The sequence below is a fragment of the Mesorhizobium sp. M0189 genome, from assembly GCF_040322135.1.
Classification (GTDB): domain Bacteria; phylum Pseudomonadota; class Alphaproteobacteria; order Rhizobiales; family Rhizobiaceae; genus Mesorhizobium.
Window position 1 is genome coordinate 37,976 of sequence record NZ_JAMYSW010000003.1, and the last position, 25,587, is coordinate 63,562.

Below are 25,587 nucleotides of genomic sequence, written 5' to 3' on the forward strand. Positions count from 1 at the left end.
GATAGGGAGAACGGAGTAGCACTCCGCTAGGCAAAATGGCACGACAAGATCAAACCAACGACCAGTTTTCGCTTACCTCGTTTCTCTATGGCGGCAATGCCGACTATATCGACGCGCTTTATGCCGCTTATGAGGACGATCCCGCGTCGGTCGATCCCGAATGGCAGGACTTTTTCGCGGCGCTGAAGGACGACGCCGGCGACGTGCGCAAGAATGCCAAGGGCGCCTCATGGGCCAAGCCCTCCTGGCCGATGCAGGCCAATGGCGAGCTTGTCTCGGCGCTGGACGGCAATTGGGGCCTGGTCGAAAAGCACATCGAAAAGAAGGTCAAGGACCGAGCGGCCGGCAACGGCGCAGCCCTTTCCGACGCCGACGTGCATCAGGCGACGCGCGATTCCGTCCGCGCCATCATGATGATCCGCGCCTTTCGCATGCGCGGCCATCTGCATGCCAATCTCGATCCGCTCGGCATTGCCAAGCCGCTCGAGGATTATAACGAGCTGTCGCCGGAGAATTACGGCTTCACCGAAGCCGATTACGACCGGCCGATCTTCCTCGACAATGTGCTCGGGCTGGAATTCGGCACCATCCGGCAGATGCTCGACATCCTGACCCGGACCTATTGCTCGACGCTCGGCGTCGAATTCATGCATATTTCCGATCCCGAGGAGAAGGCCTGGATCCAGGCGCGCATCGAGGGCGCCGACAAGGAGATCTCCTTCACCGCCACCGGCAAGAAGGCGATCCTGCAAAAGCTGGTCGAGGCCGAAGGCTTCGAGCAGTTCATCGACGTCAAGTACAAGGGAACCAAGCGCTTCGGCCTCGATGGCGGCGAGTCGCTGATCCCGGCGCTGGAGCAGATCGTCAAGCGCGGCGGCCAGCTCGGCATGAAGGAGATCGTGCTCGGCATGGCGCATCGCGGCCGGCTGAACGTGTTGTCGCAGGTGATGGCCAAGCCGCACCGCGCCATTTTCCACGAGTTCAAGGGCGGCTCGGCCGCGCCCGACGAGGTCGAAGGCTCGGGCGACGTGAAGTACCATCTCGGTGCCTCATCCGACCGCGAGTTCGACGGCAACAAGGTGCATCTGTCGCTGACCGCCAACCCATCGCATCTGGAAATCGTCGATCCGGTGGTGATGGGCAAGGCGCGCGCCAAGCAGGATTATCTGTTTGGCCGCAGCCGCGAGGAGATCGTGCCGCTGGAAGAGCGCGCCAAGGTGCTGCCGCTGCTGCTGCATGGCGATGCCGCTTTTGCCGGCCAGGGCGTGATTGCCGAAATCCTTGGCTTGTCCGGCCTGCGCGGCCACCGCGTCGCCGGCACGCTGCATTTCATCATCAACAACCAGATCGGCTTCACCACCAACCCGCGCTTTTCGCGTTCGTCGCCCTATCCGTCCGACGTGGCCAAGATGATCGAGGCGCCGATCTTCCACGTCAATGGCGACGATCCGGAAGCCGTGGTCCATGCCACCAAGGTGGCGATCGAATTCCGCATGAAGTTCCACAAGCCTGTCGTGGTGGACATGTTCTGCTACCGCCGCTTCGGCCACAATGAGGGCGATGAGCCGGCCTTCACCCAGCCGATCATGTATCGCAAGATCCGCAACCAGAAGACGACCATGCAGATCTATGCCGACCGGCTGATCGCCCAAGGCCATATCAGCCAGGCCGAGCTCGAAAAGATGAAGGCCGACTGGCGGGCGCATCTCGAGCAGGAATTCGAGGTCGGCCAGCACTATAAGCCGAACAAGGCGGACTGGCTGGACGGCGCCTGGTCCGGCCTGCGCTCGGCCGACAACCAGGACGAACAGCGGCGCGGCAAGACCGCGGTACCGGTCAAGACGCTGAAGGAGATCGGCAAGAAGCTGACCGAGGTGCCGAAGGATTTCGAGGCACACAAGACGATCATCCGCTTCCTCGACAACCGCCGCCAGGCGATCGAATCGGGCGAAGGCATCGACTGGTCGACGGCCGAGGCGCTGGCCTTCGGCGCCATCCTGCTCGACGGCAATCCGATCCGGCTGTCCGGACAGGATTCGGAGCGCGGCACCTTCTCGCAGCGCCATTCCGTGCTCTACGACCAGCGCGACGAGACCCGCTACATCCCACTCAACAATCTGTCGGCGGCGCAGGCCGGGTTCGAGGTCATCAACTCGATGCTGTCGGAAGAGGCCGTGCTCGGCTTTGAATATGGCTACTCGCTGGCTGAGCCGAAGGCGCTGACGCTGTGGGAAGCGCAGTTCGGCGACTTCGCCAATGGCGCCCAGGTGGTATTCGACCAGTTCATCTCGTCGGGCGAGCGCAAGTGGCTCAGAATGTCGGGCCTCGTCTGCCTGCTGCCGCACGGCTATGAAGGCCAGGGGCCGGAGCATTCGTCGGCCCGGCTCGAGCGCTTCCTGCAGCTTTGCGCGGAAGACAACATGCAGGTCGCCAACGTCACGACGCCGGCCAACTACTTCCACATCTTGCGCCGGCAATTGAAGCGGGACTTCCGCAAGCCGCTGATCCTGATGACGCCGAAGTCGCTGCTGCGCCACAAGCGGGCGGTGTCGACGCTGCCGGAAATGTCGGGCGAAAGCGCCTTTCACCGGCTGTTGTGGGACGACGCCCAGCTGCTGTCGGGCCAGGCCATCAAGCTCACCAAGGATTCGAAGATCCGCCGTGTCGTGCTCTGTTCGGGCAAGGTCTACTACGACCTCTACGAAGAGCGCGAGAAGCGCGGCATCAACGACATCTACCTGCTGCGCGTCGAGCAGCTCTATCCGTTCCCGGCCAAGGCGCTGATCACCGAACTGTCGCGCTTCCGCAATGCCGAGATGGTGTGGTGCCAGGAGGAGCCCAAGAACATGGGCGCCTGGTCGTTCATCGATCCGTATCTCGAATGGGTGCTGGCGCATATCGACGCCAAGCACCAGCGGGTGCGCTATACCGGCCGGGCGGCCGCCGCCTCGCCGGCGACCGGATTGATGTCGAAGCATCTCGCCCAGCTTGCCGCCTTGCTCGACGACGCGCTTGGTGAATAGAACAGAACTGGGCGGATAAAATAGAACCGAAAGAAACGGACAGGCACAAATGGCAACCGAAATCCGCGTCCCGACACTTGGTGAATCCGTCACCGAGGCGACCATCGGCAAATGGTTCAAGAAGGTCGGCGACGCGATCGCCGCCGATGAGCCGCTGGTCGAACTCGAAACCGACAAGGTGACGGTGGAAGTGCCGGCCGCCGCCGCGGGCACGCTCAGCGAGATCGCCGTCAAGGAAGGCGAGACGGTTGGCGTCGGGGCGCTGCTCGGCACGATTTCGGCAGGCGCCGGCGCAGCAGCCAATGCTGCCGCCGCTCCGGCAGCGAAGCCGGACGCGGTGTCGCAGGCCTCGGCTCCGACCGCGGCCTCGAGCGTCCAGCAGGCCGCGGCCGAGACGGCCAAGATCGCCGGCGACGCCGGCGCGATTGAGACACGCACAATGCCGCCGGCGCCGTCGGCGGCAAAGCTGCTGGCCGAGCACAATCTTGCGGTCGACCAGGTCTCGGGCTCGGGCAAGCGCGGCCAGGTGCTGAAAGGCGACGTGCTCGACCTGATCGCCAGGGGCGCGCCGTCGCAGCCGGCCGAAATGCCAAAGGCAGCACCTGTGTCGGCACCTGTCGCCGCGCGCGCGCCGTCCTCGGCCGACGATGCGTCGCGCGAGGAGCGCGTGCGCATGACCAAGCTGCGCCAGACCATCGCGCGCCGCCTCAAGGAAGCGCAATCGACCGCCGCGATGCTGACCACCTTCAACGAGGTCGACATGAGCGCGGTGATGGCGCTGAGGAGCAAATACAAGGACGTGTTCGAGAAGAAGCACGGCGTGAAGCTCGGCTTCATGGGTTTCTTCACCAAGGCCGTCACCCATGCGCTGAAGGAGATCCCGTCCGTCAACGCCGAGATCGACGGCACCGACATCGTCTTCAAGAACTACGCCCATATCGGCGTCGCCGTTGGTACCGAAAAAGGCCTTGTCGTGCCGGTCGTGCGCAATGCCGACCAGATGTCCATCGCCGAAATCGAGAAGGACATCGGCAGGCTCGGGCTTGCGGCGCGCGACGGCAAGCTATCGGTTGCGGATATGCAAGGCGGCACGTTTACGATTTCCAACGGTGGCGTTTACGGGTCGCTGATGTCGACGCCGATCCTCAATGCGCCGCAGTCGGGCATTTTGGGCATGCACAAGATCCAGGAGCGGCCGGTGGTGGTCGGCGGCCAGATCGTCATCCGGCCGATGATGTATCTGGCGCTGTCCTACGATCACCGCATCGTCGACGGCAAGGAAGCGGTGACGTTCCTGGTGCGGGTCAAGGAAAGCCTGGAGGATCCCGAGCGGCTGGTGCTCGACCTCTAGGGGCGGCCCGAGTGAGCCGGAGAATGGATCTGCGCCACCGGATTGGTTCCTCTCGTTTCCGGTCCGGTTTGTTTGTCACGATCTCCGCACTCGGCGTGCAGACGGTCTCCGCTGCGCTTGCCGCCTGCCCGCTCGAACTGGCCGTCTACGGCGACACTGAAAACGCAGCCGAGATCGATTTCAGGCCAACCGGCGAATCGGCCGCCGTCACCAACAGTTTCAAGATGGTGCTCGACAAGGGCGTCGTTCTCGACGGAATCGTCATGTGGACGGAGGGCGTGGCGCGGCCGCATGGCTCACTGATGTACAAATGCCCGGCCGGCGACGTCACCGGCGACGAGCTCGCCGCCTGCACTGTGTGGGAGGGGGTCATCTATACGGCCGACGACCAGGGCAATATCGCGTTGCTGCCGGGCGAAGGAAAGGATGCGCCGAAGAAGCTGATCCTGCCCGATCTGGGGGCGTCGTTGCAGATGTCGGCGGCCTATGGCGCCAACGGCTTTTCCAAGGTGCCCTGGGACGTCTTTGCCCTGAAAGGATGTCAGGAATGAGCGGAAAAATCCTGCTGGTGACCGGCGGCAGCCGCGGCATTGGCGCCGCTACATGCAGGCTTGCCGCCGAGGCCGGCTACCGCGTTGCGGTCAATTACGCGTCGAATGCAAAAGCGGCCGAAACGGTGGTCGCCGACATCGAGGCCGGCGGCGGAGAAGCCTTTGCCCTCAAGGCCGATGTCGGCAGCGAGACGGATGTGCTGGCCATGTTCGAGGCGGTCGAAGACCGCTTCGGCGGGCTTGATGCGCTGGTCAACAATGCCGGTGTCATCGACAGCCTGTCACGGGTCGACGAGATGTCGTTCGCGCGGCTCGAGCGCATGATGCGGATCAATGTGATTGGGCCGATGCTTTGCGCACGCGAAGCGGTGAAGCGCATGTCGACCAGAAATGGCGGCAAGGGCGGCGCCATCGTCAATTTGTCTTCGATCGCGGCAAGGCTTGGCGGGGCAGGTCAATATATCGACTACGCAGCCTCCAAGAACGCGATCAACGCCTTCACTGTCGGCCTGGCGCGGGAAGTGGCCGAGGAAGGCGTCCGTGTCAACGCGGTCAGCCCGGGCATCATCGACACGGAAATTCATGCCTCCGGCGGGCAGCCGGATCGCGCCGAGAAAATGGGCCGGGTGGTGCCGATGCAGCGCGCAGGCACTGCCGAGGAAGTCGCGGCCGCAATTCTCTGGCTGCTGTCGGACGAGGCCTCCTATACGACAGGCGCCAATCTGGAAGTCGGCGGCGGCCGCTAAAGCAAAGGGACAGTATCATGGCCTATGACGTCGTTATCATCGGATCGGGACCGGGCGGCTATGTCTGCGCCATCAAGGCGGCACAGCTCGGCCTGAAGACGGCGGTGGTCGAAAAGAACCCGACCTTCGGCGGTACCTGCCTCAACATCGGCTGCATCCCGTCAAAGGCGCTGCTGCATGCGTCCGAGATGTTTGCCGAGGCCGGCCATTCCTTCGACGCGCTCGGCGTCGAGATCGACGCGCCCAAGCTCAATCTCGGCAAGATGATGGCACACAAGGATGCGACGGTGACGGCCAACGTCAATGGCGTCGCCTTCCTGTTCAAGAAGAACAAGATCGACAGTTTTCGTGGCACCGGCAAGGTAGTTGCGGCCGGCAAGGTGTCGGTGACCTCCGATGACGGCAAGGTCGAGGAGATCGAGACCAAGAACATCGTCATCGCCACCGGCTCCGACGTCGCCGGCATTCCCGGCGTCAAGGTCGATTTCGACGAGAAGGTGATCATCTCGTCGACCGGCGCGCTGTCGCTGGACAAGGTGCCGGGCCATCTGGTGGTGGTCGGCGGCGGTGTCATCGGGCTGGAGCTCGGCTCGGTATGGGCGCGGCTCGGCGCCAAGGTCACCGTGGTCGAGTTCCTCGACACCATCCTGGGCGGCATGGATGGCGAGGTCTCCAAGCAGTTCCAGCGCCTGCTGTCGAAGCAGGGCTTTGAGTTCAGGCTGGGCGCCAAGGTGACCGGCGTCGCCAAGGCCAAGAAGGGAGCGACGGTCACCTTCGAGCCAGTCAAAGGCGGGGCGGCCGAGACGATCGAGGCCGACGCCGTGCTGATCGCGACGGGACGACGGGCCTATTCGGACGCTCTCGGGCTTAAGGAGGCAGGCGTCGACGTCGACGAGCGCGGCTGGGTCAAGACCGACGGCCATCTCAGGACCAACGTCCCCGGTATCTACGCCATCGGCGATGTCATCGCCGGCCCGATGCTCGCCCACAAGGCCGAGGACGAGGGCGTGGCGGTGGCCGAAACCATTGCCGGCCAGGCCGGGCATGTGAACTATGACGTGATTCCGAGCGTCGTCTACACCACGCCGGAAATCGCTTCGGTCGGCAAGACCGAAGAAGAATTGAAGAAGGCCGGCGTCGACTACAAGGCGGGAAAATTCCCGTTCAGCGCCAATGGCCGGGCGCGCGCCATGCTGCACACCGACGGCTTTGTGAAAATCCTGGCCGACAAGGCCAGCGACCGCGTGCTCGGCGTCCACATCGTCGGCTTCGGCGCCGGCGAGATGATCCACGAGGCGGCGGTGCTGATGGAATTTGGCGGCTCGTCGGAAGACCTAGCCCGCACCTGTCACGCCCATCCGACAATGTCGGAGGCGGTCAAGGAGGCGGCATTGGCGACGTTCTTCAAGCCCATCCATATCTGAGCAAACGCGGTGAATCGCAAAGCTTAGAGATTGGCTGAAACATCCGCGATTCGTCATCCCAGGGCGGAGCAGGAGCGGAGCGATGTCGCGGAGACCCTGGGATCCATGCCGTTACCTAAGCGGCAGTGTTCCGGCGAACCAGAATCGAGTGCCTCTTCGCATCGGCTGGTAACCGGTGATTCTGCACCACTGCATTCTTCGGCGGATGTCACGGCATGGATCCCAGGGTCTGCGCTCCGCTTCGCGTTCGCTCCGCCCTGGGATGACGAAGCCATCGACGGCTGTTCCCAAAAACAAAACGGCCCGCCTTTCAGCGGGCCGTTCATATATTAAGTCGGCAGTCTGATTACTGAGGGGCCGGTGCTGGTGCCGGGGCCGGGGCCGGGGCTGGCGCGGGTGCAGGTTCTGCCGGAGCGGGAGCCGGAGCGGGTGTTGCCGGAGCTGGCGCAGGAGCCGGTTCGGCTGGCTTCATCGGCTCGGCAGGTGCTGGAGCCGGAGCCGGTGTGCTGGCTGCGGGCGGTTCGGCAGGCGCAGGTGCCTCGCTACGTCTTCCAAAAACATAATAGGCGACAATTGCCAGGATAACGACGACCAGGGCAATCAGCCAGCCGCTGCCGCCGCCGCGTGGCCGTGCGGTACCCGGTGAGGTGAATGGGTCGTTCGGATTGGGTGTGTTCGCCATAAAAGTGTCCTCCGTGGATGAAAAACATCAAGTAATAGCCATCAACGTACAATCGTTGAATCGGTTTCACATTAGGCGTTGAAAACGCCGAAAACAGGGCAATTCTGATCCGGAATCGCTTGCAGGCATGCATTTCCACCGCAAAATGGGTTCGATCGAGCCAAACCGAACCTTTTTCAGTTTCTTGGCACGAAGCGCGGGTGGTCCGCCGTCGCGCCACGGCAATGATTCGGTGTGCAACTCCGCCGTGTTGTTCAGTTGACGGCGGTCACCGTGTAGCCGGTCTTGCGGAAACCCTCGACCAAGCCTTGCGCTCCAGGAAGGTGCATGGCGCCGACCGCCATGAAGACATTGCCGTGGGCGAGGATCGGCGCTGCCCGATCGACCATCACCTTGTTGCGGCTGGTGATCATGGTCTGCTCGAATTCGGCGTAACCCGATTGGTCGTCGACCTGTTCGGGAATGACGGTCCGAAACAGCGGTACGTACATGCCAGTGTCGCCACGCCGGTAAAGCACGATCATGGTTTCGTTGACGTCGTTCACCTTGTCGCCAAGCTTCAGCGTATCGACCAGCCCCTTCAGGTGAAAGGCGATCGGCAGCGAAGCCATGGCGCGCAACTGGTCGGCGATTGTCTCCAGCCCCTCGACTGATTTGCCCGAAGCCTCGGCGTCCTTGGCAAGCTTGACGTCGAGCACCGGTGCGCCGCCAGCTTGGCGGGCGACTTCGCATGCAGGCAGCGCCACCATCGCCGACAGCAACCAGGGCTTCATCTTGGCGACGGTCGCTGGCGGGATGCCACGCGCATCGAGCGCCTTGTTGACCACCGCCGCATCCTGCGGCGACAGCAGCGACGAAAGCGTCGTCTTGTCGGTGAACATCATCAGATCCGGCTCTTTCAGCAGTGCGGCCATCATCTTCTGCTTGTCGAGCACTTCGGTGGTCTCGATGATGACGGTGCCAGCCGCATCGAATGCCTTCTGCGCGGCGGGCGGCAGCGTGGTGACGCGCGGGTCGGTAACGTGCATGGTGCCGAACAGGAAAGACGGTTTTTCGCCTGATTTTTCGAGCTTCCACAGCAGGCCCTTGCCGTTCGGCGTCACTGCCGCGTCCGCCTCGATCTTGCGGTAGGTGGCCGGGTCGTCCTTTTGCAGCGCGCCCAGCATATCGGTACCGGCGCAGACCGGGATCTCGGCGCGTGCCTTGCCTGCGGCGAGCAGCGCGATGATGAGGAAGGAGAGGAAAAACAGGGCGTTGAGCGCGACAAGCAGCTTCAGCGACACATGGGTCGCGCGGTCGGCGATGGCGATGAGGCGTTTCATGCTGCGGTTCTAGGCGCAAAAAGCGGCAAAACGGTTAATCGGCGCATCAAAATTGTTGCGAGATGGCCACCAATCAAGCATCCATCACGCACGCGGATGAGCTGCTTCGTAAATCTCGAGCAGCCTGGCGGTGTCGACACCGGTGTATATCTGGGTTGTCGACAGGCTGGCGTGGCCGAGCAACTCCTGGATGGTGCGCAGGTCGCCGCCGCGCCCAAGCAGATGCGTTGCAAAGGAATGGCGCAGCGCATGCGGCGTCGCCGTGTCGGGCAGGTTGAGCGCCGAGCGCAGCTTGGCCATGTCGCGCTGAACGATTGCCGGGTTCAGCAGGCCGCCGCGGGCACCGCGAAACAGCACGCCCTTGGGATCGAGATGATAGGGACACAAGCGGCGGTATTCGGCAATCGCCCGCAGCGCCACCGGCAGCACCGGCACCAACCGCGTCTTGCCGCCCTTGCCGGTGACGCGCAGCACGGTCTCACCAGGCGAGGACAGATCGGCGCCCGACAGGCCGAGCGCCTCGGAAATGCGCAAGCCGGACCCATAGAGCAGGGTCAGCACGGCGGCGTTGCGCGCGGCGATCCACGGCTCCTCCGCCAGTTGGCCTTCCACCGAGACGACGTGTTTTGCATCGCTTGCGGTCAGCGGCTTGGGCAGCGATTTCGGCTGCCGCGGCGCGCGCAAGGCTGCCGCACCTGCCGCATTGGCGAGGCCGCGCCGTTCCAGGAAACGCAGCAGCGAGCGGATGCCGGCTAGGCCGCGCCCGAGCGTGCGGGCGCCGGCGCCCTCGGTACGGCGGGCAGCGAGAAAGCCGCGCAGATCGGCGGGGCGCAGATCGGCGATGTCGGAAATGCCGGGCGAGCCGCCGCAATGGCCGGTCAGGAAATGCAGGAACTGGCGCGTGTCGCGCTCATAGGCCTCGACGGTTTCGGGCGACAGCCGTCGTTCGCGCGCCAGCATCTTCAGCCAGGCCTCGCGCGCCGCCTGTAGATCGGGTTTTGCCGGTATGAGGAATTCCTGCATTGCGCTCTTCCAGTTCTCCGCCATCTTCCGGCACGCGGGTTAGGAAGCGGTGAAGAGCGGCATCATTGAAATGACGACGGGCTGGGGTTAGAGCAAGGCAAAGGATTTTCCGCAGATGAGCAAGCCGCAAAACCCCGTCCAGATGGCCGTGATCGGTGCCGCGCATGGCATCAAGGGCGAATTGCGCGTCAAGAGCTTTACCGGCGACCCGCTGGCGCTGGCCGATTACGGTCCGCTCTACGCCAGGGATGGCCGCGCCTTCCAGATCGTCGATATCAGGCCTGCCAACACGGTGGTGGTGGTGCGTTTCAAAGGCGTCAGCGATCGCAATGCCGCGGAGGCGCTTGCCGGCACCGAATTGTTCGTCGACCGTTCGGTGTTGCCGGATGAGGGCGAAGAGGATGAATTCTACCATGCCGACCTCGTCGGGCTGGAGGTCAAGGATGACACTGGTGCGGTCATCGGAAAGGTCGTCGCCGTGCATAATTTCGGCGGCGGCGACATTCTCGACGTGACGCTGGCGGGGCGCAAAGGCGTGCTCATCCCGTTCACGCAGGCCGCCGTTCCGGAAGTGTCGATCGCCGGCGGCTTTGTCCGCATCGATCCGGCCGCCGCAGGGTTGGTCGAGGACGAGGACGGCGAGCCTGCCGGCCGCGACAGCTTCGACCCCAAAGGCAGGCCGCGCGGGCCGCGGGACGCCGGAGGCAACCGGTGAGTTTTTCCGCTTCGGTGCTGACGCTCTATCCCGAGATGTTTCCCGGCGCGCTCGGCCTGTCGCTGGCCGGACGCGCGCTGGAGACCGGCATTTGGTCGCTCAAGGCGATCCAGATCCGCGACTTTGCCAGCGATCGTCACCGTACTGTCGATGACACACCGGCCGGCGGTGGCGCCGGGATGGTGATGCGGGCGGACGTGCTGGCCAGCGCCATCGACCATGCCTCGCCGCCGGGCGATCTGCGTCCAAAACTGCTAATGAGCCCGCGCGGCAAGCCGCTGACGCAGCGCCGTGTGCGCGAGCTCGCCGGCGGGCCGGGTGCGGTGATTGTCTGCGGCCGCTTCGAAGGCGTCGACCAGCGGGTCATCGAATCGCGAGGCCTCGAGGAAGTCTCGATCGGCGACTTCATCCTGTCCGGCGGCGAGCCGGCGGCACTTGTGCTGTTAGACGCCGTGGTGCGGCTGCTGCCCGGTGTCATGGGCAATGCGGTGTCGGGCGACGAAGAGAGCTTTGAGAACGGCCTGCTCGAACATCCGCACTACACGCGGCCGCAGGAGTTCGAGGGCCGGCCGATCCCCGAAGTGCTGATTTCGGGCAATCACAAGAAGATCGCCGCCTGGCGGCGGGCCGAGGCGGAAAAGCTGACGAAAGAGCGAAGGCCGGATCTTTTGGCCGCTCAGCCCTTGTCGAAATAGTAAAACGCCAGGAACAGGCCGACCGCGATGACGAAGCCGCGCACCGCGTTCTGTGGCACGCGCCTGGCGATCCAGACGCCGGCATAGCCGCCCAGCGCGCCGCCTGGGATCATGATGATCGCCTGCAGCCAGGCGATGACGCCGCCGGAGACAAAGACCAGGATGGCGACCGCAGCTATGACAACGGCCAGCATGTTCTTCAGTGCGTTCAGCCGGTGATAGTCGCCGGACTGGGTGAGGCCGAGCGTCGCCAGCATCATGACGCCCATGCCGGCGCCGAAGAAGCCGCCATAGACGGCGGTGGCGAACTGCGCCAGCGATCCGACCAGCGAACCCACCGCGGCCTCATGCTCCGGCTTGGGCGCCGGCTTCAGCCATGGCCCGGCAGCGAACAACGCCGTCGCCGCCAGCAGCAGCCACGGCACCAAGGCGCGGAACGCCGGGTTGTCGAGCCCTAGAAGGATGAGCGCGCCAGACAGCGCACCGAAAGCCGAAATGAGGCTGAGCAGCAGTGCGCCGCGCCAGAAATGCTTGATGTCGTGCCAATAGGCGAGCGTCGAGGTGATGTAGCCAGGAAATTGCGTCACCGACGATGTCGCATTGGCGACGATCGGCGGCAGGCCGGCCAGGGTCATGGCGCCAAAGGTTATGAACGTGCCGCCGCCGGCAACTGCGTTGACCGCGCCTGATAGAAAGCCGGCGAGAAAGAGCAGGACCGCGTCCAAGATTGGCATGAGGGGTGTCGTCGCTGGAGGAAAATGCTTATCTTCCGGCTTAGAAAGCTTGACGCGCGGGCGCAACCCCCTGGACCACAAGCGATCATGGGATTGCCACAGCGGGCGCCAGTCAAAAGAAGCAGCGCCAAAAAAGAAACAGCGAAGGCGTGACAAAGCGCCGAAATAGCTGTATGTGCGCGCCGAACCGGAAGAAAATCTGCCAAGAGCGATCTTCTGGCCCGTCAACAATGACGGTGTAGTCGCCCCTGCCCGATGTTCTCGAACAGACGTTCTCGAACGAAGGGCATAGCCGAGCGGTCGATGCGACTGCAAGGCGAGTGTCGGACGCTCTGACTGTCGGAAGAACAAGAAGTGGATTTATGAGATGGATATCCTCCGTCAGCTCGAGGCCGAGCAGGCCGCCAAGATCGAAGCCAAGCGCAAGCTTCCCGAATTCCAGCCCGGCGACACCGTGCGCGTCCAGGTCCGCGTGACCGAAGGCACCCGCACCCGTGTCCAGGCCTATGAGGGCGTCGTCATCGCCCGCGCCGGCGCCGGTTTCCAGGAGAGCTTCACCGTTCGCAAGATCTCCTACGGCGAAGGCGTGGAGCGTGTGTTCCCGGTCTATTCGCCGATGGTCGAGGGCGTCGAGATCGTGCGCCGCGGCAAGGTGCGTCGCGCCAAGCTGTATTACCTGCGCGATCGTCGCGGCAAATCGGCCCGTATTTCGGAAAACACCGGCGTGCGCGCCCGCAAGCTGAACGACGAAGAGCGCGATGCGCTGAACGCCGAGAAGGCGCGCATCGAGGCCGAGAAGGTGGCCGCCGCCCAGGCGCTGGCCGCCGAGAAGACAGCGCAGGACGCCGCCGAGAAGAAGGCCGCCGACGAGGCAGCCAAGGCCGCGGAAACAGCTGCCGCCGAATAAGGCGTCTTCAAAACCCATGTTTTCGGAAAGGCGGCTTCGGCCGCCTTTTTGTTTCGCGAGGTGGATTCGATTTTGCCAGTCCCGCAATCGATACGGATCGTTCCGTAATGCCGCCGTTGAAAGCATCGGAAATCCATTTTCGTGCCGAGCGGCGCATCGGAGCGGCTTGCAAGGCGCCTGCGGAAAGCTAAAGTCGGCGCCGGATTTTCCTGCATGCCTCGGCCGATCGAGGCGGTTCAGTTCCTGGGGAGCATAGTCATGATCAATTCGAAACTGCTGCTGGCCGGCCTGCTGGCTTGCCTTCTTGTGCCTGTCGCGGCTATGGCGCAGGTGTTGCCCGACCTCGGCGGCAAGAAAGTGGTGGTGGTGACGGAAAACGCCTATCCGCCGCTGCAGTTCATCGATGCCAAGACCGGCAAGCAGATCGGCTGGGAATATGACGCGATGAACGAGATCGCCAAGCGGCTGAATTTCAAGGTCGAGTACCAGAATACTTCCTGGGACGCGATGATCCAGGCGGTTTCCGACAACCAGTACAACATTGGCATGACCGGCATCACCATCAAGGACGACCGCAAGCAGAAGGTCGATTTCTCCGACCCGTATATGCGCTCGGAACAGTTCATGCTGGTGCGCGGCGACGAGAAGCGCTTCAGCGATGCCAAGACGTTCGCTGCCTTCAAGGACGGGCTGATCGGCGCGCAGGCCGGTACCACGCCGTTCTACACCGCGGTCTACAGCGTCCTCGACGGCAATGAACAGAATCCGCGCATCAAGCTGTTCGAGACATTCGGCGCGACGGTGCAGGCGCTGAAGTCCGGCGACGTCGACGTCGTGCTCACCGACGGCACTGCCGGCAAGGGCTATGTCGATGCGTCCAATGGCGGCCTTAAGCTGATCGGCGGCCCACTCGGCACCGAGGATTTCGGCTTCATTTTCCCCAAGGGCTCCGACCTGGTGAAGCCGGTCAACGCGGCAATCGCCGCGCTCAAGGCCGACGGCACGCTCGACGCGCTCAACAAGAAGTGGTTCCTCGACTACAAGATGGGGCAGTAGGACTTTTGTCGCGGGTGCCGGGTGATGCGCGGGAACTCGTGCTGACTCTGGGCGACTCTGTCACCGGTATTGCTTGATGCCGCCGGCGCCCCCAGCCTCCGCCAAATCCGACTTCCCGTGGTGGCTTGCCGTGGCCGTGACGATCGCCTTGGCCGCCGCCATCTTCATCGCCGCCAGCGACCTCTATGCCCAGGTGTTCGCGACCGTCGCCAAGGGCATCGGCGTCACCATCTTCGTCACCGTGGTCGCCTTCACGCTGGCTTGCGCCATCGGGCTTGGCGTGGCGCTGATGGGGCTGTCGGGCTCACGCTGGCTCAGCCAGATCGCCCGCTTCTACGTCGAGATCATCCGCGGCGTGCCGATCCTGGTGCTGTTGTTCTGGATCGCCTTTGCTGGCGCGCCGGCCTTCGTCGCGGCATGGAACGCGCTGACGGCGCCGCTGCAAAGCGCCGGCCTGTTCGGTGAGCTGCTGGTACGCGACGTGTCGCTGCTATGGCGCGCCATCATGGCGCTGACCATCGGCTATTCCGCTTTCATCTCGGAGGTCTTCCGCGCCGGCATCCAGGCGGTCGAGAAGGGTCAGATCGAGGCGGCGAAGGCGCTCGGGCTGACGCGCACGCAGCGCTTCCGGCTGATCGTCTTTCCGCAGGCGATCCGCACCATCCTGCCGCCGCTCGGCAATGATTTCGTCGCCATGGTCAAGGATTCCTCGCTGGTCTCGGTGCTCGGCGTCGCCGACATCACCCAGATGGGCAAGATCTACGCCGCCGGTTCGTTCCGCTTCTTCGAAACCTATTCGATCGTCGCCTATATCTATCTCATCCTGACCGTCGGTCTGTCGCTGGCGTTGCGGGCGCTGGAGAAGCGGCTGCGGCACCAGCATGGGGAATAGAAGGCAGGCGAAAACGGCGCTACCATCGAACGAATGCGACCGGGGAGAACCATGATCATCGACAAAGCCAATGCGGCGCTAGAAGCAGTCTACACGGCCGACACGCCTGAGGCGCTCGCCAAAGCCTATGCGCAATGGGCTGCGACCTATGACAGCGAAACCGCGGCGCTCGGCTATCTCCTGCCGTTCCTGATCGCCGCCTGGGTGGCGCGCCACGTGCCGTCAGGCGAAGGGCCGCTGCTGGACGCCGGCTGCGGCACCGGCCTGTCGGGGCCGTCCCTGAAGGCACTCGGCTACCACCATATTGCCGGGCTCGACCTGTCGCAGGACATGCTGAAAATCGCCGGCAGCCGGCAGGCCTACAGCGAGCTGAAACAGGCGATGCTCGGCGGGCCATTGCCCTGGGCGGACGGGTATTTTCGCGCCTTCTTCTCGACCGGCGTGTTCACCATCAGCCACGCGCCGGCGTCCGGCCTGCGTGAACTGGTACGCATCACCAGGAAGGGCGGCCACGCCATCTTCACCGTCCGTGACCAGGTATTTGAAAGCGGCGGGTTTCAAGCCGTGTTTGACGAACTGGAGCAGGCGAAAAAATGGCGGCCGGTCGAGGAGAGCCCATGGTTCCGCTGCTATGCGATCGCCGAGCCCGACGCGCTGGTGAAGACGTTTGTGTTCGAGGTGCTGTGAAGCGCCTGCGAAGGCCGCCACGATTGCTGAAAAGCCAAAACATTGATAAGAGCAGCGCCATGGAAGAGCTTTTTGGCGATCCGGCCTATAAGGGTTTCGTGCTGCAGGACAGAAAACGCCTGCCGTCGCGATTTTCGGCGCGCGTCTGCGGGGCGCTGACCAGCCGACTTAGCTAAGGCAGACTCGCCGGGCTGTTTCGCCGGGCCGACCGGCGTCCTTTTCCTTTTTTTAAATCGACGGATTTACGCAAATGAGCGCACCGCGCACCCTCTACGACAAGATTTTCGACGACCATGTGGTCGACCGCCAGGACGACGGCACCTGCCTGCTCTACATCGACCGCCACCTCGTCCACGAAGTCACCAGCCCGCAGGCTTTCGAAGGCCTGCGCATGACCGGCCGCAAGGTTCGGCATCCGGAAAAGACGCTGGCCGTGGTCGATCACAATGTGTCGACCTCGCCGGAACGCAAGTTTGGAATCAAGAACGAGGAAAGCCGCATCCAGGTCGAGGCGCTGGCCAAAAACGCCAAGGATTTCGGTATCGAATACTATTCCGAGAAGGACATCCGCCAGGGCATCGTCCACATCATCGGGCCGGAGCAAGGCTTTACGCTGCCCGGCATGACCATCGTCTGCGGCGACAGCCACACCTCGACGCATGGCGCGTTCGGCGCGCTGGCGCATGGCATCGGCACCTCGGAAGTCGAGCATGTGCTGGCGACGCAGACGCTGATCCAGCGCAAGGCAAAGAACATGCTGGTGCGTGTCGACGGCGCGCTGCCGGAAGGCGTCACCGCCAAGGACATCATCCTTGCCATCATCGGCGAAATCGGCACGGCCGGCGGCACCGGCTATGTCATCGAATATGCCGGCGAAGCGATCCGTGCGCTGTCGATGGAAGGCCGCATGACGATCTGCAACATGTCGATCGAAGCCGGCGCCCGCGCCGGCCTGATCGCGCCCGACGAGACCACCTTCGCCTATGTCAAGGACAAGCCGCGCGCCCCCAAGGGCGAAGCCTGGGATGCCGCGCTCGCCTATTGGAAGACGCTGCAGTCCGACGAAGGCGCGCATTTCGACAAGGTGGTCGTGCTCGACGCGGCAAAGCTGCCGCCGATCGTCTCCTGGGGCTCCTCGCCCGAGGACGTCGTTTCGGTCCAGGGCATCGTGCCGAACCCGGACGACATCACTGATGAGAACAAGCGCACCTCCAAGCAACGCGCGCTCGACTATATGGGCCTGACGCCGGGCACCAAGATCACCGATATCGAACTCGATCGCGTCTTCATCGGCTCCTGCACCAATGGCCGCATCGAGGATCTGCGCGCCGCCGCCAAGGTGATCGAGGGCAAAAAGGTCAATCCGCGGGTCAGTGCGATGATCGTGCCGGGCTCCGGCCTGGTCAAGGAACAGGCCGAGGCCGAAGGTCTCGACAAGATCTTTGTCGCCGCCGGTTTCGACTGGCGCGAGCCGGGCTGCTCGATGTGCCTTGCCATGAACGACGACCGGCTGAAGCCGCATGAGCGCTGCGCCTCGACCTCGAACCGCAATTTCGAGGGCCGCCAAGGCTTCAAGGGCCGCACCCATCTGGTGTCGCCGGCAATGGCGGCAGCAGCAGCGATCGCCGGCCATTTCGTCGATATCCGCGAGTGGAAATAGCGCAGGGCACGCAGTCGGATATGAGTTGCCCGAGCCGCAGTGCGGTTCGGGCATTTCTTCAGCTGGGGCGCCTGACGAATTCGTGGAATCCCTCACGGCGGCCGGGTTGGTCCTTTGCGACGACCAGCGCCAGTTGGCGCTCGTCGAAGAGCTTGAACCATTCGTCCCATTCGACCAGTTCATAGCCGCCGGCATTGATCGGGCGTTCGGCCTCGTCCTGATCCTGGTAGGCGTGCTGGCCGAAGACCAGCCTCAGCATGGCCTGGGTTCCGGCTTCAGGCGACACGTCGACGATCGCCGGAAAGCCGGCGCGCGCCGCGGCCCATGAGCGAATTGCATCGTGATCGGTCAGCATGATCGTGTCGGCCATCAGAGCGTCTCCTGGTTGCCGTCGTGAAACGCCGCCCGCCGTTCCCGGTTCCGTCCAGCAGCTTCACCGATGAATCCGTCGTATATTCGCCTTCGCTTAACCGCTTGTTTGGGCTTCCGCTCTAATGTCTCCTCAGGGGAAGCGAGGGGAACTTACAGCGCTTGGACACCGGCCTGCTCATAGCGCTGCTCAATCCAGGCATCGCCCTCACACTCGGCGCGGCATTTCTCGTGCTGTGGTTCTATCAGCGCCACCGTCCCTATCTGATCGTGCTGGCGGCGGGCTACTCGGCCTCGGCCGCAGGCTTCCTGCTCCAGTATTTCACGCTGCCGGTCGGTATGGCGCCGACCAAGCTCATGTCCATCCTATGCTTCACCTTCGCGACCTGCTGTCTCGCCGGCGCGGTCATCGCGCGCTACGGGCGGCGCGTGCCGTATCCAGCGATCGGCATTCTGGCGGCCGGCGGCCTTGCCGCGGTCTCATGGTTTCTCTTTGCCCGGCCGGATATCACCTGGCGGATCCTTGCCATCAATTTCAGCTTCGGCGGCATCAGCCTGGTTGTCGCCGCCGAGCTGCGCGTGGTGCGCAACAACGGCCCGACGGAAATGATCCTGTTCGTGCTGTCGCTGCTTTCCGGCCTGAACTTCCTGGTGCGGACCCTTGCCGTCGTCATCGCGCATGGTCCATTTGCCAGCTATGAAGGGCTTTACTCCTCGTCCTATTGGACGACGGCACTGCTGTCGCATGCGCTGCTGTCGCTGCTTATCGCGCTTTGCCTGTTCGGCGCCGCCGCGCTCGATGTGATGAAGGCGCTGAAGACCGAAACCCTGACGGACCCGCTGTCGGGCCTGCTCAACCGCCGTGGCTTCGAGGAGCGCGCCATGCTTGTCCTGCAGCACTGTGCCACGGCGCGATTGCCGGTTGCGCTGGTGTTGGCCGATCTCGATCATTTCAAGGCGCTCAATGATCAGCATGGCCACGCGGCCGGGGATCGCGTCATCGCCGACTTCGCCGCCAAGCTTCTATCGGCTGCAGGCACGCGCGGCGTTGCCGGCCGCATCGGCGGCGAGGAGTTCGCCGTGCTCTTGCCGCTCAGTGACCTTGGCGCGGCAAGACTGTTTGCCGAAGCCATTCGCACGCTCTATTCGGCGGGCAGAATCGACGGGCTTCCGCCCGACACAAGAGTGACCGCGAGCTTCGGCGTGGCCGCCCGTACGGGCGACGAAGGGCTGGACCCGCTGATGCGCCGTGCCGACGAAGCGCTCTACAAAGCCAAGAGAAATGGCCGCGACAGCGTGTGCCTGTCCTATCAGCGGCCTGAAACGGTGTTCTTTCCCGATCGGACCAGTGCCGGCTGAGCGTCAGCGGCGGCCTCGAATTAACGTCTTTTTCGCGCCTCGGTGGTTTGCTGTTCGGCGGGGAGTGCCAAAAACGCAATGGGCAGCGCCAATTTCATCCTGGTGATCAACCTGTTCGTTGCCGGGCTGCTGGCGGCGGCCTTCATGACGATCGCCGTCTATGACGCAGGACGGGTGTCGGCGCGCTGGCTTGCGTTCGGCTATGTACTGGGCATGGCCTATTTCGCCATCGAATTCAGCATCCCTGCCTTCGACAATGCACGACCGCTGGTTGTTGCAGCCTTTGCCGCTTTCCTTGGCGCTACCGTCGCCTTCAATGGCGGGCTTGCCCATAAATACGGCGTTTCGCGCCCTTGGCCGCCGATGCTCTTCTTCCTGGTCTTCGCCACCGTGGCGGTCTACGTCGTACAGGACCTGCAACGTCAATCCTTTGTGCGCATGGCGGCCTACCAGTTTCCCTATGCGGCCATGCAATTCACCGGGCTGACGATCGTCTTGTCGTCCAGGCAAAGACGCGAGCGGCTCGACTATATGCTGATGGCTGTCCTGGCAGCCAGCACCTTGCAGTTCGCCAGCAAACCCTTCATCGCCCATACGCTTGGCGGCTGGGGCGCCAACCCGCAATCTTATGCGCAGACCAGCTACGCGTTGGTGTCGCAGTCTATCGGCACCGTGTTCGGCCTGGCGCTTGCGCTGGTGACGTTGGCTATCCTGGTCCGCGACGTGCTCGCCGAGGCGACGTCGAAATCGGAAACCGATACGCTTTCACGGCTGCTCAACCGTGGCGGCTTCGAGCGCCATGCCGAGATCGCACTGCGCGACGCCATGCGGCGGGCTGTCTCGGCGGCACTGGTCATTGCCGATCTCGACCATTTCAAGCGCATCAACGATACGTACGGCCACGCGTCCGGCGATCGGGTCATCGAGACCTTTGCCGGTTTTCTCCGCGATGCCGCGGCCGACCATCATGTCGCCGGCCGGATCGGCGGCGAGGAATTCGCTATTTTCCTGCCGGGGACCAACCTCGCCGCCGCCCGGCTCTTCGCCGAGGGCACGCGTACCGCCTTCGGTGCCACGCCCATCGACTGCCTGCCGGCGGATCATCGCTGCAGCGCCAGTTTCGGCGTTGCCGAGCTTGGTTCGGGCGAAAGCTTTTCCGACCTGCTGCGGCGCGCCGACAAAGCGCTCTATCAGGCGAAGGGCAGCGGCCGCGATTGCGTGCGTGTCTCGGCCGGGCCGGCTGCTGCCCAGCCGGCGCCGGCGCCGGCGACAAACGGCAGCGCGGCCGTCAGCGGCAGGGGCTGAGCTCCGGCATCTCGCCGTCGGAGAGGCCGTACATATAGCTGCGGCCCTTCACGAAAACCGGCGGCCTGTAGCAATCGCCGCCGCGGACATCGTCCGCTTCGTTCTCGTAGATCACGTCGGGCTGGCCGGCGCTGGTATAGTCGGACAATTCCTTGGCGAGCTTGCCCTCGCCGACGAGGATGCGCTTGTAGCCAGCGGCGCTTTCGATGACCAGATTGCCGAAGGAATCGGCATAGACGCGGTCGTGGTGGCGCGTTCCGGCGAATGCCGGTGCGGCGATGCCGAGGGCGAGCGCCGCCACTAGGAACCAGGGAAGGCGCGATCCTGCTGAATTCGAATGCATGGCGTGCTGCTCCATTGCTGAGAGGCTAGCCTCCTCGAATCAGAAATTAACCTTTTATTAACCTTTGTTAAGAGGGCAACGGCAGCCGGGGCGAGGTCTCGGAAAACATGGTTAATACTCGAGCGCCCACCGGCCATCATTCGGCCATGCCTTGTTCCGACCATCGCCGGCATCGAGCGCGACTCAAAAAGCATGAAATCCGGTGGCCTGCCGAAGCATCGCGGCGGGCTCGATGCGCGCGGGGGAAAGCAGCATATGAGGTTACGCCGCACGTTTCGGATAGCGCTGGCCGTCTCCTCGCTGCTGGCTGCCGCCGCCTGCGCGCCGCAGACCAGTGGGCCTAAGCTCGAAAATACCGCCGTCGCTCCCGCTGTCGGCGAGTCGTCGGCGCCACAGCCGCGCAAGGCCACCTACAAATGCGCCGACGGGAGCATGATGGCCATCGAGAACCTCGGCACGTCGGTGCGCGTGCTCGGCCCGGACGGCAGCAGCTCCGAGCTGCCGGCCTCACCTGCCAATCAGACCAGCCGTTACGGCGAGGCGCATGACGCGATCGTGATCGACGGCCGCGACGCGCTGGTGATGAAGGGCGGTGCCTCACCGCTGGCCTGTAAACGCTGATCCGTCCGGTGCGGCAGCCATATTTTGCAGTGCAGCGACATTGTGCCGGCTCAAGGCGACAGTCCTAATCGATTGAAGCTGGAAGCCTCGCTTTCATAAGACTAAATTACGTTTTCAAAACGATTTTCCGGCTTTGACGCGGTGCAAAAAGAGCATTAGAAACCGGCTGTCCGAAGTCGCAACCGGAAGCGGCAATGCCGCATTTCCACCTGAGGCTCCAGAGACGCCGAACTGGGGGAGCCATGAGCAAATCACCAGCCACCCGCGAATTTACCAGACGTGAACGGCCGCTTTCACCGCATCTGACCGTCTATCGGCCGCCGATCACGATGACAATGTCGATCGTCCACCGCATCACTGGCGGGGCGCTCTATTTCGGGACGCTGCTGGTCGCACTGTGGCTGATGGCGGCGGCGAGCTCGGAGGCGACCTTTAATGCCGTCAACTGGGCCTTCGGCTCGTGGCTGGGACGGCTGGTGCTGTTCGGCTACAGCTGGGCGCTGATGCACCACATGCTGGGCGGCGTGCGCCATCTGATCTGGGATACCGGCGCGGGCCTTGAAAAGCATACGGCGTCGAGGATCGCCTGGGCGACGCTGGCCGGCTCGGTTGTACTGACGCTGCTGATCTGGATCGCCGGCTACATGGCGCGGGGGAGCCTGACATGACCGGCAAAAACACCGATATGCGCACGCCGCTGGCCAGGGTCCGCGGCCTCGGTTCGGCCCGCGAGGGCACCGGCCATTTCTGGCGCCAGCGGCTGACGGCGATCTCCAACATCCCGCTGGTCCTGTTCTTCGTCGGCTTCCTGATCGCACTCAACGGCGCCAGCTATCTCGAGGTGCGCGCCGCACTTGCCAATCCGTTCGTGGCACTGTTGCTGGCGCTGGTGCTGCTGTCGGTGCTCTACCACATGCGGCTCGGCATGCAGGCGATCATCGAAGACTATGTGCATGGCGAGGGCACCAGGCTGGCGTTGCTCGCGCTCAACACATTCTTTCCCGTAGTCGTCGGCGTCGCCTCGGTCTTCGCCCTGCTTAAACTGGCATTTGGAGGCTGATTTTTGGCCAAGGACGCGAAGAACGCCAATACGGCTTCCGCCTATAGCTATGTCGACCACAAATTCGACGTCGTGGTCGTCGGCGCCGGCGGTGCCGGCCTGCGCGCCACGCTCGGCATGGCCGAGCAGGGCCTGCGCACCGCCTGTATCACCAAGGTGTTCCCGACGCGCTCGCACACGGTCGCCGCTCAGGGCGGCATCGCCGCCTCGCTCGCCAATATGGGCCCCGACAACTGGCAGTGGCATCTCTTCGACACGGTCAAGGGCTCGGATTGGCTGGGCGATACCGACGCGCAGGAATACATGGTGCGCGAGGCGCCGGCGGCGGTCTACGAACTCGAACATTACGGTGTGCCCTTCAGCCGCACCGAGGACGGGAAAATCTACCAGCGCCCGTTCGGCGGCATGATGATGAATTTCGGCGAGGGGCCGCCGGTGCAGCGCACCTGTGCGGCCGCCGACCGCACTGGCCATGCCATGCTGCACACGCTCTACGGCCAGTCGCTGAAGCACAATGCGCAGTTCTTCATCGAGTATTTCGCGCTCGACCTGATCATGGAGCCGGACGGCACCTGCACCGGCGTCGTCGCCTGGAACCTCGACGACGGCACCATCCACCGTTTTTCGGCCAAGATGGTGGTGCTGGCGACCGGCGGCTATGGCCGCGCCTATTTCTCGGCCACCTCGGCGCATACCTGCACCGGCGATGGCGGCGGCATGGCCGCACGCGCCGGCCTGGCGCTGCAGGACATGGAGTTCGTGCAGTTCCACCCGACCGGCATCTACGGCGCCGGCTGCCTGATCACCGAGGGCGCGCGCGGCGAGGGCGGCTATCTCGTCAATTCCGAAGGCGAGCGCTTCATGGAGCGCTATGCGCCGTCGGCTAAGGACCTTGCTTCGCGCGACGTGGTCTCACGTTGCATGACGCTGGAGATCCGCGAAGGCCGTGGTGTCGGCCCGAAGAAGGACCACATCTTCCTGCATCTCGACCATCTCGATCCGGCCGTGCTGCACGAGCGGCTGCCTGGCATTTCGGAATCGGCAAAGATCTTTGCCGGCGTCGACCTGACCAAGGAACCGATCCCGGTGCTGCCGACCGTCCATTACAATATGGGCGGCGTGCCGACCAATTACTGGGGCGAGGTGCTCAACCCGACCGCCCTGAACCCGGACCAGGTGTTGCCCGGGCTGATGGCCGTCGGCGAGGCCGGCTGCGCCTCGGTGCACGGCGCCAACCGGCTGGGTTCGAATTCGCTGATCGACCTGGTGGTGTTCGGCCGTGCGGCGGCGATCCGGGCCGGCCAGGTGATCGACCGCAACGTCGCGATCCCGTCGCCCAACGAAGCCTCGGTCGAAAAGATCATGGACCGCTTCGACCGGCTGCGCCACGCCAACGGTTCGACGCCGACAGCGGTTTTGCGCGAAAAGATGCAGAAGGCGATGCAGGAGGACGCGGCGGTGTTCCGCACCCAGGAATCGTTGGAAAGCGGCTGCAGGCGCATTTCGCAGATCTGGGGTGAACTCGGCGACGTCAAGGTGTTCGACCGCTCGATGATCTGGAACTCCGACCTGGTCGAGACGCTGGAGCTGGAAAACCTGATGGCCAACGCCATCACCACCGTCTATGGCGCCGAAGCGCGCAAGGAAAGCCGCGGGGCGCACGCGCGGGAGGACTTTTCGGCCCGCGACGACGCGAACTGGCGCAAGCATACGCTGGCCCGGCTCAACGAGGCCGGCGAGGTAGCGCTCAGCTACCGGCCGGTGCACACCGAGACGCTGCTTAAGGAAGCAGACGGCGGCATCAACCCGGCCAAGATTGCGCCGAAGGCCAGGGTGTATTGATCATGGCGCTGGCGGCAGCTGGATATTCCGGCACGCCCCTTCCGGCCAAGCTCGGCCTGAAGGACGGGATGATTGCCGCCTTCGTCGCCCTGCCGCCCGAACTCGACGATCTGACCGACGCCGTCGACTTTGCCCACGTCGACCGGCTGGCTGACTGGTCGGCGATCTCTGGCGTTCATGAGAAATACGATGCCGTGCATGCTTTCGCCCGGCGGCGTGTCGAAATCGAGGACCGTCTTGGCGACGTAGAAGCGGCGATTAAGCGGCACGGCATGGTTTGGGTGTCGTGGCCAAAGAAGGCATCGAAAGTGCCGACCGACGTCACCGAGGACGTTATCCGCCCCGAGGCGCTGAAGCTCGACCTCGTCGACGTCAAGGTCGCCGCCATAAACGGGATCTGGTCCGGGCTGAAGCTCGTCATCCGAAAGGACCTGAGATAATGGTCGAACTCACGCTTCCGAAAAACTCGAAGATCATGGCCGGAAAAACCTGGCCGAAGCCGGAGGGCGCGACCAACCTGCGCGAATACCGCATCTACCGTTGGTCGCCGGACGATGACGAGAACCCGCGCATGGACACGTATTTCGTCGACATGGACGATTGCGGGCCGATGGTGCTCGACGCGCTGCTCTGGATCAAGAACAAGATCGACCCGACGCTGACGCTGCGCCGTTCCTGCCGCGAAGGCATTTGCGGCTCCTGCGCCATGAACATCGACGGGTCGAACACGCTGGCCTGCACCAAGGGCTGCGACGACATTTCCGGCGCGATCAAGGTCTACCCGCTGCCGCACATGCAAGTGGTCAAGGACCTTGTGCCCGACCTCACCAATTTCTACGCCCAGCACGCCTCGATCGAGCCGTGGTTGAAGACGGTGTCGCCCGAGCCGGCCAAGGAATGGCTGCAGAGCCATGAGGACCGCGAAAAGCTCGACGGGCTCTACGAGTGCATATTGTGCGCCTGCTGCTCGACCTCCTGCCCGAGCTACTGGTGGAACGGCGAGCGCTATCTCGGCCCGGCGACGCTGCTGCAGGCCTATCGCTGGCTGATCGATTCCAGGGACGAGGCAACGGGCGAGCGGCTCGACAATCTCGAAGACCCGTTCCGGCTCTATCGCTGTCACACGATCATGAACTGCGCCCAGACCTGCCCCAAAGGGCTCAACCCGGCCAAGGCGATCGCCGAGATCAAGAAGATGATGGTGGAGCGACGGGTTTAGC

At 63.7% G+C, this 25,587-nt stretch carries 25 protein-coding genes; 20 read left to right on the forward strand and 5 right to left on the reverse strand.

Going from position 1 to position 25,587, the window contains the following annotated elements:
• Positions 1–35 precede the first annotated feature (35 nt).
• From NKJ09_RS05890 to lpdA, 5 genes are read left to right on the forward strand one after another with little or no spacing between them, the layout of a single operon-like run.
• Positions 36–3,023: a 2-oxoglutarate dehydrogenase E1 component gene (locus NKJ09_RS05890; RefSeq protein ID WP_352762467.1), complete on the forward strand. Its 2,988-nt coding sequence runs from the start codon at positions 36–38 to the stop codon at positions 3,021–3,023.
• Between the two features lie 49 nt (positions 3,024–3,072).
• Positions 3,073–4,374: a 2-oxoglutarate dehydrogenase complex dihydrolipoyllysine-residue succinyltransferase gene (gene odhB / locus NKJ09_RS05895; protein WP_352494054.1), complete on the forward strand. Its 1,302-nt coding sequence runs from the start codon at positions 3,073–3,075 to the stop codon at positions 4,372–4,374.
• A gap of 23 nt (positions 4,375–4,397) precedes the next feature.
• Entirely contained in the window at positions 4,398–4,925 is a 528-nt protein-coding gene (locus tag NKJ09_RS05900; protein WP_352481048.1) for a hypothetical protein, read from the forward strand.
• Positions 4,922–5,671, forward strand: a complete 750-nt coding sequence (locus NKJ09_RS05905; RefSeq protein WP_502901332.1) for an SDR family oxidoreductase — start codon at positions 4,922–4,924, stop codon at positions 5,669–5,671. The genes NKJ09_RS05900 and NKJ09_RS05905 overlap by 4 nt, the downstream gene beginning before the upstream one ends.
• A gap of 17 nt (positions 5,672–5,688) precedes the next feature.
• The gene (gene lpdA / locus NKJ09_RS05910; protein ID WP_352494056.1) at positions 5,689–7,095 is read left to right on the forward strand and encodes a dihydrolipoyl dehydrogenase; all 1,407 of its coding nucleotides are present in this window, start codon (positions 5,689–5,691) and stop codon (positions 7,093–7,095) included.
• A 936-nt stretch (positions 7,096–8,031) separates the two neighbouring features.
• Here the strand turns inward: lpdA and NKJ09_RS05915 are convergent.
• Positions 8,032–9,099 (reverse strand): TraB/GumN family protein, encoded by a 1,068-nt coding sequence (locus tag NKJ09_RS05915; RefSeq protein WP_023722719.1) that lies wholly within the window; start codon positions 9,097–9,099, stop codon positions 8,032–8,034.
• 84 nt (positions 9,100–9,183) lie between these two features.
• The gene (locus NKJ09_RS05920) at positions 9,184–10,122 is read right to left on the reverse strand and encodes a tyrosine recombinase XerC (RefSeq protein WP_352494057.1); all 939 of its coding nucleotides are present in this window, start codon (positions 10,120–10,122) and stop codon (positions 9,184–9,186) included.
• A 115-nt stretch (positions 10,123–10,237) separates the two neighbouring features.
• Between NKJ09_RS05920 and rimM the strand changes: the two genes are divergently transcribed.
• On the forward strand, positions 10,238–10,837 hold the full coding sequence (rimM, locus tag NKJ09_RS05925; protein ID WP_023722717.1) for a ribosome maturation factor RimM: 600 nt from the start codon (positions 10,238–10,240) through the stop codon (positions 10,835–10,837).
• Positions 10,834–11,532 carry a tRNA (guanosine(37)-N1)-methyltransferase TrmD gene (trmD, locus tag NKJ09_RS05930; RefSeq protein WP_031195242.1) on the forward strand — a complete coding sequence of 233 codons (699 nt, stop codon included), beginning with the start codon at positions 10,834–10,836 and terminating at the stop codon, positions 11,530–11,532. The genes rimM and trmD overlap by 4 nt, the downstream gene beginning before the upstream one ends.
• Here trmD and NKJ09_RS05935 read toward each other — a convergent pair.
• The gene (locus tag NKJ09_RS05935) at positions 11,514–12,266 is read right to left on the reverse strand and encodes a sulfite exporter TauE/SafE family protein (protein ID WP_352481045.1); all 753 of its coding nucleotides are present in this window, start codon (positions 12,264–12,266) and stop codon (positions 11,514–11,516) included. The two genes, trmD and NKJ09_RS05935, sit on opposite strands and share 19 nt — an antisense overlap.
• Before the next feature lie 367 nt (positions 12,267–12,633).
• On the opposite strand from NKJ09_RS05935, the gene rplS reads away from it, so the two are divergent.
• From rplS to leuC, 5 genes are all read left to right on the forward strand, one after another.
• Positions 12,634–13,173: a 50S ribosomal protein L19 gene (rplS, locus tag NKJ09_RS05940; RefSeq protein ID WP_352494058.1), complete on the forward strand. Its 540-nt coding sequence runs from the start codon at positions 12,634–12,636 to the stop codon at positions 13,171–13,173.
• 258 nt (positions 13,174–13,431) lie between these two features.
• The gene (locus NKJ09_RS05945; RefSeq protein ID WP_031195240.1) at positions 13,432–14,229 is read left to right on the forward strand and encodes a transporter substrate-binding domain-containing protein; all 798 of its coding nucleotides are present in this window, start codon (positions 13,432–13,434) and stop codon (positions 14,227–14,229) included.
• Positions 14,230–14,305: 76 nt separating this feature from the next.
• Positions 14,306–15,121, forward strand: a complete 816-nt coding sequence (locus NKJ09_RS05950; protein WP_023722712.1) for an amino acid ABC transporter permease — start codon at positions 14,306–14,308, stop codon at positions 15,119–15,121.
• Between the two features lie 51 nt (positions 15,122–15,172).
• A complete protein-coding gene (locus tag NKJ09_RS05955; protein ID WP_023722711.1) occupies positions 15,173–15,808 on the forward strand; it encodes a class I SAM-dependent DNA methyltransferase in 636 nt (211 codons plus the stop codon).
• 250 nt (positions 15,809–16,058) lie between these two features.
• Entirely contained in the window at positions 16,059–17,468 is a 1,410-nt protein-coding gene (gene leuC / locus NKJ09_RS05960; RefSeq protein ID WP_023722709.1) for a 3-isopropylmalate dehydratase large subunit, read from the forward strand.
• A 58-nt stretch (positions 17,469–17,526) separates the two neighbouring features.
• Here the strand turns inward: leuC and NKJ09_RS05965 are convergent, their stop codons facing one another.
• Positions 17,527–17,838: a hypothetical protein gene (locus NKJ09_RS05965; RefSeq protein WP_023722708.1), complete on the reverse strand. Its 312-nt coding sequence runs from the start codon at positions 17,836–17,838 to the stop codon at positions 17,527–17,529.
• A 161-nt stretch (positions 17,839–17,999) separates the two neighbouring features.
• Between NKJ09_RS05965 and NKJ09_RS05970 the strand changes: the two genes are divergently transcribed.
• Both NKJ09_RS05970 and NKJ09_RS05975 read left to right on the forward strand, forming a co-directional pair.
• Complete coding sequence (locus NKJ09_RS05970; RefSeq protein ID WP_352494059.1) at positions 18,000–19,196, forward strand: GGDEF domain-containing protein; 1,197 nt, start codon at positions 18,000–18,002, stop codon at positions 19,194–19,196.
• A 78-nt stretch (positions 19,197–19,274) separates the two neighbouring features.
• Positions 19,275–20,501, forward strand: coding sequence for a GGDEF domain-containing protein (locus tag NKJ09_RS05975; RefSeq protein WP_352494060.1), 1,227 nt, complete (start codon positions 19,275–19,277; stop codon positions 20,499–20,501).
• Here the strand turns inward: NKJ09_RS05975 and NKJ09_RS05980 are convergent.
• Positions 20,485–20,844 carry a hypothetical protein gene (locus NKJ09_RS05980; RefSeq protein WP_352494061.1) on the reverse strand — a complete coding sequence of 120 codons (360 nt, stop codon included), beginning with the start codon at positions 20,842–20,844 and terminating at the stop codon, positions 20,485–20,487. The two genes, NKJ09_RS05975 and NKJ09_RS05980, sit on opposite strands and share 17 nt — an antisense overlap.
• Before the next feature lie 192 nt (positions 20,845–21,036).
• Between NKJ09_RS05980 and NKJ09_RS05985 the strand changes: the two genes are divergently transcribed.
• The 6 genes from NKJ09_RS05985 (at position 21,037) to NKJ09_RS06010 (ending at position 25,586) form a co-directional block, all read left to right on the forward strand.
• Positions 21,037–21,465, forward strand: coding sequence for a hypothetical protein (locus NKJ09_RS05985; RefSeq protein ID WP_352494062.1), 429 nt, complete (start codon positions 21,037–21,039; stop codon positions 21,463–21,465).
• Between the two features lie 242 nt (positions 21,466–21,707).
• Entirely contained in the window at positions 21,708–22,133 is a 426-nt protein-coding gene (gene sdhC / locus NKJ09_RS05990) for a succinate dehydrogenase, cytochrome b556 subunit (protein ID WP_352494063.1), read from the forward strand.
• Positions 22,130–22,525: a succinate dehydrogenase, hydrophobic membrane anchor protein gene (gene sdhD / locus NKJ09_RS05995; protein ID WP_352494064.1), complete on the forward strand. Its 396-nt coding sequence runs from the start codon at positions 22,130–22,132 to the stop codon at positions 22,523–22,525. The genes sdhC and sdhD overlap by 4 nt, the downstream gene beginning before the upstream one ends.
• Positions 22,526–22,528: 3 nt before the next feature.
• Positions 22,529–24,367 (forward strand): succinate dehydrogenase flavoprotein subunit, encoded by a 1,839-nt coding sequence (gene sdhA / locus NKJ09_RS06000; protein WP_352481037.1) that lies wholly within the window; start codon positions 22,529–22,531, stop codon positions 24,365–24,367.
• Positions 24,368–24,369: 2 nt separating this feature from the next.
• Complete coding sequence (locus NKJ09_RS06005) at positions 24,370–24,807, forward strand: DUF3052 domain-containing protein (RefSeq protein ID WP_352494065.1); 438 nt, start codon at positions 24,370–24,372, stop codon at positions 24,805–24,807.
• Positions 24,807–25,586: a succinate dehydrogenase iron-sulfur subunit gene (locus NKJ09_RS06010; RefSeq protein WP_023722699.1), complete on the forward strand. Its 780-nt coding sequence runs from the start codon at positions 24,807–24,809 to the stop codon at positions 25,584–25,586. The genes NKJ09_RS06005 and NKJ09_RS06010 overlap by 1 nt, the downstream gene beginning before the upstream one ends.
• The last annotated feature ends 1 nt before the right edge of the window (position 25,587 follow it).

Bases quoted from the DNA above. Each gene is read 5' to 3' on its own strand.
- rplS (WP_352494058.1), top strand. From the start codon at position 12,634: ATGGATATCCTCCGTCAGCTCGAGGCCGAGCAGGCCGCCAAGATCGAA.
- NKJ09_RS05890 (WP_352762467.1), top strand. From the start codon at position 36: ATGGCACGACAAGATCAAACCAACGACCAGTTTTCGCTTACCTCGTTT.
- NKJ09_RS05900 (WP_352481048.1), top strand. From the start codon at position 4,398: ATGGATCTGCGCCACCGGATTGGTTCCTCTCGTTTCCGGTCCGGTTTG.
- NKJ09_RS05935 (WP_352481045.1), bottom strand. From the start codon at position 12,266: ATGCCAATCTTGGACGCGGTCCTGCTCTTTCTCGCCGGCTTTCTATCA.
- NKJ09_RS05915 (WP_023722719.1), bottom strand. From the start codon at position 9,099: ATGAAACGCCTCATCGCCATCGCCGACCGCGCGACCCATGTGTCGCTG.
- NKJ09_RS05975 (WP_352494060.1), top strand. From the start codon at position 19,275: ATGGGCAGCGCCAATTTCATCCTGGTGATCAACCTGTTCGTTGCCGGG.
- NKJ09_RS05920 (WP_352494057.1), bottom strand. From the start codon at position 10,122: ATGCAGGAATTCCTCATACCGGCAAAACCCGATCTACAGGCGGCGCGC.
- NKJ09_RS05985 (WP_352494062.1), top strand. From the start codon at position 21,037: ATGAAATCCGGTGGCCTGCCGAAGCATCGCGGCGGGCTCGATGCGCGC.
- leuC (WP_023722709.1), top strand. From the start codon at position 16,059: ATGAGCGCACCGCGCACCCTCTACGACAAGATTTTCGACGACCATGTG.
- NKJ09_RS05945 (WP_031195240.1), top strand. From the start codon at position 13,432: ATGATCAATTCGAAACTGCTGCTGGCCGGCCTGCTGGCTTGCCTTCTT.
- rimM (WP_023722717.1), top strand. From the start codon at position 10,238: ATGAGCAAGCCGCAAAACCCCGTCCAGATGGCCGTGATCGGTGCCGCG.
- sdhC (WP_352494063.1), top strand. From the start codon at position 21,708: ATGAGCAAATCACCAGCCACCCGCGAATTTACCAGACGTGAACGGCCG.
- NKJ09_RS05955 (WP_023722711.1), top strand. From the start codon at position 15,173: ATGATCATCGACAAAGCCAATGCGGCGCTAGAAGCAGTCTACACGGCC.
- odhB (WP_352494054.1), top strand. From the start codon at position 3,073: ATGGCAACCGAAATCCGCGTCCCGACACTTGGTGAATCCGTCACCGAG.
- NKJ09_RS06010 (WP_023722699.1), top strand. From the start codon at position 24,807: ATGGTCGAACTCACGCTTCCGAAAAACTCGAAGATCATGGCCGGAAAA.
- NKJ09_RS05905 (WP_502901332.1), top strand. From the start codon at position 4,922: ATGAGCGGAAAAATCCTGCTGGTGACCGGCGGCAGCCGCGGCATTGGC.
- sdhD (WP_352494064.1), top strand. From the start codon at position 22,130: ATGACCGGCAAAAACACCGATATGCGCACGCCGCTGGCCAGGGTCCGC.
- NKJ09_RS05980 (WP_352494061.1), bottom strand. From the start codon at position 20,844: ATGCATTCGAATTCAGCAGGATCGCGCCTTCCCTGGTTCCTAGTGGCG.
- lpdA (WP_352494056.1), top strand. From the start codon at position 5,689: ATGGCCTATGACGTCGTTATCATCGGATCGGGACCGGGCGGCTATGTC.
- NKJ09_RS05965 (WP_023722708.1), bottom strand. From the start codon at position 17,838: ATGGCCGACACGATCATGCTGACCGATCACGATGCAATTCGCTCATGG.
- NKJ09_RS05950 (WP_023722712.1), top strand. From the start codon at position 14,306: ATGCCGCCGGCGCCCCCAGCCTCCGCCAAATCCGACTTCCCGTGGTGG.
- NKJ09_RS06005 (WP_352494065.1), top strand. From the start codon at position 24,370: ATGGCGCTGGCGGCAGCTGGATATTCCGGCACGCCCCTTCCGGCCAAG.